Source organism: Microbacterium sp. Cr-K20, from assembly GCF_000708325.1.
GTDB lineage: Bacteria > Actinomycetota > Actinomycetes > Actinomycetales > Microbacteriaceae > Microbacterium.
In genome coordinates this window covers 21844-30340 of the sequence record NZ_JARE01000045.1, presented here as the reverse complement: position 1 = coordinate 30340, position 8497 = coordinate 21844, and the positions used below count along the sequence as shown (strand labels likewise).

Annotated in this window: 10 protein-coding genes; 6 read left to right on the top strand and 4 right to left on the bottom strand. The window is 65.5% G+C overall.

Translation table 11 applies throughout. The features are described 5' to 3' along the window. The 3 genes from GZ67_RS0107895 to trxB all read right to left on the bottom strand — a co-directional run. Positions 1 to 696 (bottom strand): arsenic transporter (locus tag GZ67_RS0107895; protein WP_036330239.1); only part of this gene is annotated, 696 nt, incomplete at its 3' end. Then, positions 693 to 1019 (bottom strand): thioredoxin, encoded by a 327-nt coding sequence (trxA, locus tag GZ67_RS0107890; protein ID WP_029264077.1) that lies wholly within the window; start codon positions 1017 to 1019, stop codon positions 693 to 695. The genes GZ67_RS0107895 and trxA, both read right to left, overlap by 4 nt. Next, positions 1016 to 1993 (bottom strand): thioredoxin-disulfide reductase, encoded by a 978-nt coding sequence (gene trxB / locus GZ67_RS0107885; RefSeq protein WP_029264076.1) that lies wholly within the window; start codon positions 1991 to 1993, stop codon positions 1016 to 1018. The genes trxA and trxB overlap by 4 nt, the downstream gene beginning before the upstream one ends. Before the next feature lie 126 nt (positions 1994 to 2119). Between trxB and GZ67_RS0107880 the strand changes: the two genes are divergently transcribed. After that, entirely contained in the window at positions 2120 to 2521 is a 402-nt protein-coding gene (locus tag GZ67_RS0107880) for an arsenate-mycothiol transferase ArsC (RefSeq protein ID WP_029264075.1), read from the top strand. Between the two features lie 51 nt (positions 2522 to 2572). Here GZ67_RS0107880 and GZ67_RS0107875 read toward each other — a convergent pair whose 3' ends face one another. Continuing rightward, entirely contained in the window at positions 2573 to 3874 is a 1302-nt protein-coding gene (locus GZ67_RS0107875; protein WP_036304307.1) for an NAD(P)-binding domain-containing protein, read from the bottom strand. A 29-nt stretch (positions 3875 to 3903) separates the two neighbouring features. Here GZ67_RS0107875 and GZ67_RS0107870 point away from each other — a divergent pair, with 29 nt between their 5' ends. The 5 genes from GZ67_RS0107870 (at position 3904) to pstA (ending at position 8488) form a co-directional block, all read left to right on the top strand. Further along, a complete protein-coding gene (locus GZ67_RS0107870) occupies positions 3904 to 4299 on the top strand; it encodes an ArsR/SmtB family transcription factor (protein ID WP_174521422.1) in 396 nt (131 codons plus the stop codon). 53 nt (positions 4300 to 4352) lie between these two features. Then, positions 4353 to 5471 (top strand): MFS transporter, encoded by a 1119-nt coding sequence (locus GZ67_RS0107865; protein WP_051662430.1) that lies wholly within the window; start codon positions 4353 to 4355, stop codon positions 5469 to 5471. Between the two features lie 160 nt (positions 5472 to 5631). After that, positions 5632 to 6594, top strand: coding sequence for a PstS family phosphate ABC transporter substrate-binding protein (locus GZ67_RS0107860; protein ID WP_231481738.1), 963 nt, complete (start codon positions 5632 to 5634; stop codon positions 6592 to 6594). A 23-nt stretch (positions 6595 to 6617) separates the two neighbouring features. Continuing rightward, positions 6618 to 7574: a phosphate ABC transporter permease subunit PstC gene (gene pstC, locus GZ67_RS0107855; protein WP_029264070.1), complete on the top strand. Its 957-nt coding sequence runs from the start codon at positions 6618 to 6620 to the stop codon at positions 7572 to 7574. Beyond that, a complete protein-coding gene (gene pstA / locus GZ67_RS0107850; protein ID WP_029264069.1) occupies positions 7574 to 8488 on the top strand; it encodes a phosphate ABC transporter permease PstA in 915 nt (304 codons plus the stop codon). The genes pstC and pstA overlap by 1 nt, the downstream gene beginning before the upstream one ends. The last annotated feature ends 9 nt before the right edge of the window (positions 8489 to 8497 follow it).

The window sequence follows — 8497 nt, the reverse complement described above, 5'->3', positions numbered from 1 at the left end:
CTTCGGGAGGAAGCGGTCTTCGTACCAGTCGCGTCCCTTCGCGCGCTCGCCGAGGAATCGGGAGGCGAATCCGGCGACGAGGGGTATGCCGAGGAAGATCAGCACGTTCAGCGCGATCTGCCAGACCGAGATCTCGAGGCCTTGGGAGTCGATCCCGAGCCAGCCGGGGAGAACCGTCAAGTAGAACCAGCCGAGCAGCGAGAAGGCGATGACCTGGAACACCGAGTTGATGGCGACGAGCACTGCCGCGGCTTCCCGGTCACCGCACGCGAGGTCATTCCAGATGACGACCATGGCGATGCAGCGGGCGAGGCCGACGATGATGAGCCCGGTGCGGTACTCAGGTAGGTCCGGGAGGAGAGCCCAGGCGAGAACGAACATGAGCGCCGGTCCGACGAGCCAGTTGAGCACCAGGGAGGAGATGAGCAGCTTCTTGTCTCCGGTGACCGCGGCGACCTTGTCGTAGCGGACCTTGGCGAGAACCGGGTACATCATCACCAGTAGGCCGAGGGCGATGGGAATCGAGATTCCACCGACCTCGAGGTCGGCTAGGAGACCGGAGACTCCGGGGATGAAGCGACCGATGACGATGCCGCCGACCATGGCGAGACCGATCCAGAGCGGCAACCAGCGGTCGAGGGTCGACAGACGACGCGTTGTGGTCGGGACGGTAGTGGGTGCGGTGGCGGTGCTCATGCGAGGAGAGCCTCCATCTTCGTGGCGATGATGGGCTTCGGGTGGGCGCCGATGAGTGTGTCGACCCGCGTGCCTCCCGTGTAGAACCCGAGTGTGGGAATGGACGTGACACCGACTGCGGCTACCGTCTCAGGGTTCTGGTCGGCGTCGAGCTTGACGATCTTCACACGGCCGTCATACTCGGCGGCGAGCTGATCCAAGAGGGGTGCGACCTGCTTGCACGGCCCGCACCAGGTGGCCCAGATGTCGACGACGACGGGGATCTCGGAGTCGATGACCTCGGCCTGGAAAGTGGCATCGGTCACAGTGATGGGCGCGCTCATGCGAAGACCTCCTCGGTCTCGGTGGGTACTGATACGGTCTCGTCCCGCGCCGCGAGGTAGTGCTGGGCGTCTTGTGCTGCGGCGCACCCGGTGCCTGCAGCGGTGATCGCCTGACGGTACGTGTGGTCGACCAGGTCGCCGGCGGCGAAGACGCCCGCGAGGTTCGTGCGGGTGGAGGGGTGCTCGACGAGCACGTAGCCGTCGGCATCCGTGTCTACGAGGCCGGTGACGATCTCGGAGCGCGGGTCGTGGCCGATGGCGACGAAGACTCCGGTGGCCGAGATCGTCCGCTCGGCGCCTGTGACGGTGTCGCGTAGCGTGACGGCTTCGACCTTCTCGGCGCCGACGAGGCCGGCGACCTCGCTGTTCCATGCGACCTCGATCTTCGGATGGTCGAGCACACGCTGCGCCATGATCTTCGAGGCCCGGAACTCGTCACGGCGGTGCAGGACGGTGACCTTCGACGCGAAGCGGGTGAGGAACAGTGCCTCCTCCATCGCGGAGTCTCCGCCGCCGACGACGACGATCTCCTGCTCACGGAAGAAGAAGCCGTCACAGGTGGCGCACCAGGAGACGCCGTGACCGGTGAGTCGATCCTCATCCGGCAACCCGAGCTTGCGATAGGCGGAGCCCATGGTGAGGATGACGGCGCGGGCGAGGAAGGTCTCTCCAGCGCCGGTCTCGACCGTCTTGATAGGCCCGTCGAGGTCGACCCGGATGGCGTCGTCGAGGAGGATGCGGGCACCGAAGCGCTCGGCCTGAGCGCGCATCGACTCCATCAGTTCGGGTCCCTGCACGCCGTCGACGAAACCGGGGAAGTTCTCGACCTCGGTCGTGGTCATCAGCGCGCCGCCCGCGGTCAAGGAACCGGCGAGGACCACGGGGGCAAGGCCTGCACGCGCGGCATAGACCGCGGCGGTGTAGCCCGCAGGCCCGGACCCGATGATGACCAGCTCAACCTCTTGAATCGACATGTGTCTATATTGACATTCATCGATACCGAGTGCAACTGTTGGTGACGGAGTTCACCTTCTCTTCACCTGGCGCACAGATCGTGCAGGTGGAGCAATCGAGACAGTCAGGAAGCCAGAGGACCCCAGATGACCCAGCCCAAGACAGTTCTGTTCATATGCAAGCACAATGCGGGGCGCTCCCAACTCGGCGCCCATCTTCTGACACACATCGGCGATGAGCGACTTGTCGCGACGAGTGCGGGAATCACCCCAGCCGCAACGATCAACCCAGCCGTCGCGTCAACGCTGCACGAGCTCGGAATCGACACGTCAGCGGCCACGCCCCGGGCCGTGACAGTGGATGATCTCAACGCGGCCGATGTCGTGGTCTTGATGAAACCGGGCCTCCCGCTGCCTGGCGCGGTGCACGGAGAGCTGGTCGAGTGGTCATTCCCGGACCCCTCGAACTGGGAGGCCGACGGGGTGCGCGAGCTCCGCGACGCCATCGACGCGAAGGTGCGTGGTCTGGCGGCTCGGCTCGTCAGCTAAGTACTGAGAGGTGGGGCTCGGTTCGGGAGCCCCACCCCTCATGAGTTGCAATCAGCCGACAGTGACAGGCCGCGCGCCGATCTGCAGGGTCTGGGGAGCCGCGCAGCAGCTTCCCGCATTGTCATCGAAGTCACCGGATCCACCGCACACACCAGTGTCAGGGAGAGAGAGTTCGTTGCGTGCGGCCGCCTCGTGGTCGCCAGCGAGGTGAGCTGCGACACTACGGACCTGCTCGAAGCCAGTCAACGCGAGGAACGTTGGGGCTCGCCCGTAGGACTTCACTCCGACGATGAAGAACCCTTGCTCCGGCTGCGCCAGTTCTCTCGCGCCCGTCGCGGACACCGATCCGCAGGAGTGAATATTCGGGTCGATCTCGGAAGCGATGCCTGCGACCGCCTCGAGAGTGGGATCGAGGTCGATCCTGAGCTCTCGCAGCATCCCGGTGTCAGGGCGGAAGCCCGTGAGTGCGAATACTCGCCCGACATTCGTCACCTCGCGCCCATCTTCGGCGACGAGCGTCAGACCATCGACTCCGTGCTGGAACTCGGCGACACGGAAACCTGTCACCAGATCGACGACCCCCTCGTCGATCACCTTGCGGGCGCGGGAACCGAGCGCGGCACGCTCCGGCAGCTCGTCCCCGATTCCGCCGCCGAAGACCTTGGCGGCGCTCCCTCGGCGTAGCAGCCAGGTCACGCGCGTTCCCGGCGACCGGCGGGCCAACTCGCTCAGACGCAGCACGGCATGCGTGGCTGAGTGCCCCGCACCGACCACCACGACGTGCGAACCGGCGAGGTCCGACACATCGGATGGGATGCGGTACGAAATCAGATCGGACGCCGCGGCTTCGCCGGGGGCCGGGAACCCATCCGCCCCGGCGGGATTCGGCAGGCCCCAGGTGCCACTGGCATCGATGACCGCGCGGGCGAGGAGGCGAGATTCGTTGCCCGCGGCATCTACAGTGTGGACGACGAACGGCTGGCTCCGGCGGCCTGCGTCGACGACTTTGTCGCGGCCCTGGCGGGCGACTCCGGTGACAGTCGTCGCGTAGCGGATCCGCTCGCCCAGGACATCCGCGAGTGGCATCAGGTAGTCGCTGACCCACTGCGCGCCGGTCGGATACCCCGAGTCGGGTGCGCTCCACCCCGTGGGCTCGAGCAGGCGGCGCGCAGCGGCGTCCGTGAGTTCTGGCCACGCTGAGAACAAGCGCACGTGTCCCCACTCGGAGACTGCAGCTGCTGGGCCGTGCCCGCGCTCGACGACGAGGACATTCTCGTCGCGTTCGACCAAGTGTGCCGCTGCGGCGAGGCCCTGCGGCCCTGCTCCGATGACGACGACGGGAAGCTCAGACATCACATCTCCTCAAATCGAAAAACTTCAATATGAAGACTGTCGCCTATCTATCGAAGATTGTCAATACGTGCCAGACTAGTCGCGTGAGCTTGCCAACGACAATCGAATCGACCAGTTGCTGCGTCCCGCCAATCACCCCCTCCATGACCGTCGCGGATGCCGAGCGGGTTGCACGCCTGTTCAAGGCGCTCGGCGATCCAACGCGGGTGAGGCTCCTGTCTCTCATCGCCGCCGGGGCTGGCGGCGAGGCGTGCATTTGCGATCTGACCGAGCCCGTGGGGCTTTCGCAGGGCACGGTGTCGCACCATATGAAGCTCCTCGCCGACGCCGGCCTCGTCACGCGTGAACAGCGCGGCAAGTGGGCGTACTTCGCTCTCAACGGCGACGCGATGGATGCCGCTGCCGACTCTCTCCGCGCGGTGTGACCTCAGCGAGTGCCCCTTCGCCACACCTGGGCGGCCGGCTAGCCGCGCTGTCGGTGGGGCAGGTCATCAGTTGGGGAATCCTGTTCTATGCACTGATCGTCGCCTCTCCCGCGGTCGCGGATGACACCGGGTGGCCGGTGGCCCTGGTCACGCTGTCGTTCTCGTCGGGCCTGGTCGCCTCCGCTGTCGCTGGCGTTTTCGTCGGGAAATGGCTCGACGAGCGGGGGCCGCGCCTCATCATGACTGTTGGCAGCGTCGTCGGCCCGCTCGGCGTCGTGCTCGTCGCTCTCGCACCGACCCTTGCAGTCTTCACAGTGGGGTGGGTCATCGCAGGACTCGCACAATCGGCAGTGCTCTACCAGGCGGCGTTCACTGTCATCGCTCGCCGGTACGACGCTCGACGCCGCGGGGCGATGACGATCTTGACGTTGGCCGGCGGGCTCGCCTCCACCATCTTCGCCCCGATTGTCGCCGGACTCCTGGCGATAACCGACTGGCGGACCATGTTCCTGATACTCGCCGGTTTCCTGCTTCTCACCACCGCGCCGCTGCACTGGTTCAGCCTGGAGCGCACCTGGTCACCCGTTCGCCACGACGACGCCGCAGAGGTTCACACGGTGAGCACGGTCGTGCGCACGCGACGATTCTGGATGCTCGAGCTCTCCATGTTCGCTCTCGCTGCTGCGCTGTTCAGCGTGACCCTCGCGCTCATCCCGCTCTTCATGGAGAAGGGCATGAGCTACGAGCTCGCCGCCTGGGCTCTCGGACTCCTCGGCGCCGGTCAGGTGATCGGGCGACTCCTCTACGTCGCCGTCCCGCACACTGCCCCACCATGGGCCCCCCTCACGGTGACCGCCGGCCTCAGTGTCATCTCTCTCACCTTGCTTGCCCTGATTCCCGGGCCTCCGTGGCTGCTGATCTCCATAGGTATCGCTGCGGGTGCGGTGCGAGGCGCTCAGACGCTTGTTCAGGGTTCCGCCGTCGCGGATCGCTGGGGCACCCAGAACTACGGCGCCATCAACGGGATCTTCGCTGCTCCGATCACGCTCGTCGGAGCGTTCGGCCCGGCACTCGGTCCGCTGCTCGCAGTGGCCACCGGTTCGTACTCCGCCATGGCCCTCATCGCCGTCGGGCTCGCTGCGATCTCGCTCGCGTTCGCTCGGTTCTCCTAGCGGTCAGCCGAGTGCTTGCCGGCGATGCGCGGGAGTTCTTCCGAGTCCGTTAACCTCACGTTCACATAGATGACCTTCTATCAATACGTCGAATAGATCACCATCTATTCGAGGCGGTCTATCGGCCGCCTGTCACGAGTCTGAGATGAAGGAAGCAATCGTGCGAAAGACCACAGCAAAGATCTTCGCCTCCACAGCATTGGTCATCGGCGTTCTCGCGCTGAGCGCCTGTGGTGGGCAGCCGAGCGCAGGCGAATCCGCCGGCTCCGGCGAAGGATCGGGCGGGCTGACCGGCTCGGTGAACACCGACGGGTCGTCGACAGTCGCCCCTCTCACGGAAGCCGCAGCCGACCTGTTCCGCGATGAGGAGTCCGGAGTGAACGTCTCCGTCGCTACCTCGGGCACCGGTGGAGGCTTCAAGACCTTCTGCGCGGGCGAGACGGACATCTCCAACGCCTCCCGCGCCATCAAGGACGAGGAAGCCGCCGAGTGCGAGGCTGCCGGCATCGAGTACACCGAGATCATCGCGGCCAACGACGGCCTGTCCGTCGTCGTCAATCCCGAGAACGACTGGGCTGAAGACCTCACCGTCGAGCAGCTGAACAAGATCTGGGGTCCCGAGGCCGAGGGCGAGATCACGAACTGGAACCAGGTCGACTCGAGCTTCCCCGACCAGGCGATCACGCTCTTCGGTGCAGGCACCGACTCGGGAACGTTCGACTACTTCACCGACGCCATCAACGGCGAAGAGGGTGCGATTCGCACCGACTACAGCCCCTCGGAAGACGACAACATCACCATCCAGGGTGTCGCAGGTGACGTCGGTGCCATCGGGTTCCTCGGGCTCAGCTACGTCGAAGAGAACGAGGGCGTCATCAAGGCTGTCGCGGTCGACGGCGTGATGCCGAGCACCGAGACCGTCCAGGACGGCACCTACACTCCGCTCGGGCGCCCGCTGTTCATCTACGTGAACAACGCCTCGTACGTCGACAAGGAGCCGGTGAAGTCGTTCATCGACTTCTACGTCGCCAACTCGCTCGACATCGCCGAGCGCGCACTCTTCGTGCCCCTCACCGAAGAGCAGGTCACCACGGCGGCTGACGAGCTCGCCTCGCTCGGCTAAGCCTCCGGCTCAGGACGATTCCCATGACCACCGTCACTGAGCGGCCCGGGGGCCCGGCTACCGGCCGGGCCCCCGCCCCCTCCTCGTCTTTCGCAGGCCGCCGCCGGCCCGGTGAGTTCCTCATCAAACTCGGTCTGCGCCTTGCCGCAGCCATCACGGTCATCACCACCGTGGGCATCGTCATCGCGCTCCTGGTCCCGTCCCTGAGCTTCTTCGCGGAGGTCTCACCGTTCGAGTTCCTCTTCGGCACGCGCTGGGCCCCTCGATTCGCGGACGCCTCCTTCGGCGTCCTCCCCCTGGTCACGGCAACCCTGTGGACCACGGTCATCGCGCTCCTCGTCGCCGTTCCTTTCGGCCTCGGTGCGGCGATCCTCCTCGCCGAGTACGCGAAACCGCGAGTGCGCAAGGTGCTCAAGCCCCTGCTGGAGATCCTCGCGGGTATCCCGACCGTGGTCTACGGGTTCTTCGCCCTCCAGTTCGTGCAGGGCACCGTCCTCCGCGACTGGCTGCAGCTCCCCACAGGGGCGTTCAGCGTCCTCGCTGCCGGCCTCGTGATGGGAGTCATGATCATCCCGACCATCGCATCCATCGCCGAGGACGCGATGTCTGCTGTCCCCAGCGCGCTCCGTCAGGGAAGTGCCGCTCTCGGCGCCAACCGCATGCAGACCACTCTTCGCGTGGTCTTTCCGGCCGCGCTGTCTGGCATCGTCGCCGCCGTCGTTCTCGGAATCTCCCGGGCCGTCGGAGAAACGATGATCGTCGCAATCGCTGCGGGCAGTCAGGCACAGCTCGTGAGCAATCCGCTGGAGCAGGGGCAGACGATGACCGGCTTCATCGCGAACGCCGCTCTCGGCGACTCCCGCGTCGGAAGCCTCGAGTACAACACCCTCTTCGCTGTCGGACTGCTGTTGTTCCTCATCACACTGCTCATCAACTTCATCAGCATCCGATTCGTCCGCCGATTCCGGGAGGCCTACTGATGTCCGCGCCCACGATTCCCGAGTCCCGTGTGCTCAACGCGACCCGGCCGCTGAATACCGGGCGAAACGGCGAACTGCGTCCCACCGCGCTCATCTTCCTCGTACTTCTTTGGCTGTCGCTCTTCGTCGCATTCGCTGTGCTCGTCACTCTGCTGATCACGATCTTCATCACTGGACAGAACAAGCTCACCTGGAACCTGGTGACGAACTTCCCCTCCGCTGACCCGGAGGAAGCCGGAGCTCGTCCAGCCATCCTCGGATCGGTCTGGGCGATTGGGGCCACCGCTGTGATGACCCTCCCCCTGGGAATCGCCGCCGCCGTGCACCTCGAGGAGTTCGCCGACCGGAAGCGCTGGTTCAACCGGTTCGTCGAGCTCAACGTCCAAAACCTCGCTGCTGTCCCCTCAATCGTCTACGGTCTCCTCGCTCTCGCCTTCTTGTCGATGCTCGGAGTCACCAACAAGAACATCGTCATCGGTGGAGCATTCGCGCTGACGCTGCTCATCCTCCCGGTCATCATCATCGCCACCAGGGAGGCGTTGCGCGCCGTACCCCGGGAGATCCGCGACGGCTCGCTGGCGCTGGGAGCCACCCAATGGCAGACGACGTGGAGGCAGGTGCTTCCCGCGTCGGTCCCAGGCATCGCGACCGGCTCGATCCTCGCGCTGTCCCGAGCTCTCGGCGAAGCAGCTCCATTGCTCGTCCTCGGAGCGCTCGTCTACATCACGTTCGATCCGAACGGGCTGCTCAGCGGATACACCACGCTCCCCATCCAGATCTTCAACTGGACCGGGCGCCCGCAGGAGGGATTCCACGAGCTCGCCGGCGCCACGAGCCTCCTCCTGCTCGCCGTCCTCATCCTGATGAACGCCCTCGCCATCTTCATCCGCAACAAGTTCCAGAAACGGTGGTAAACCCATGAG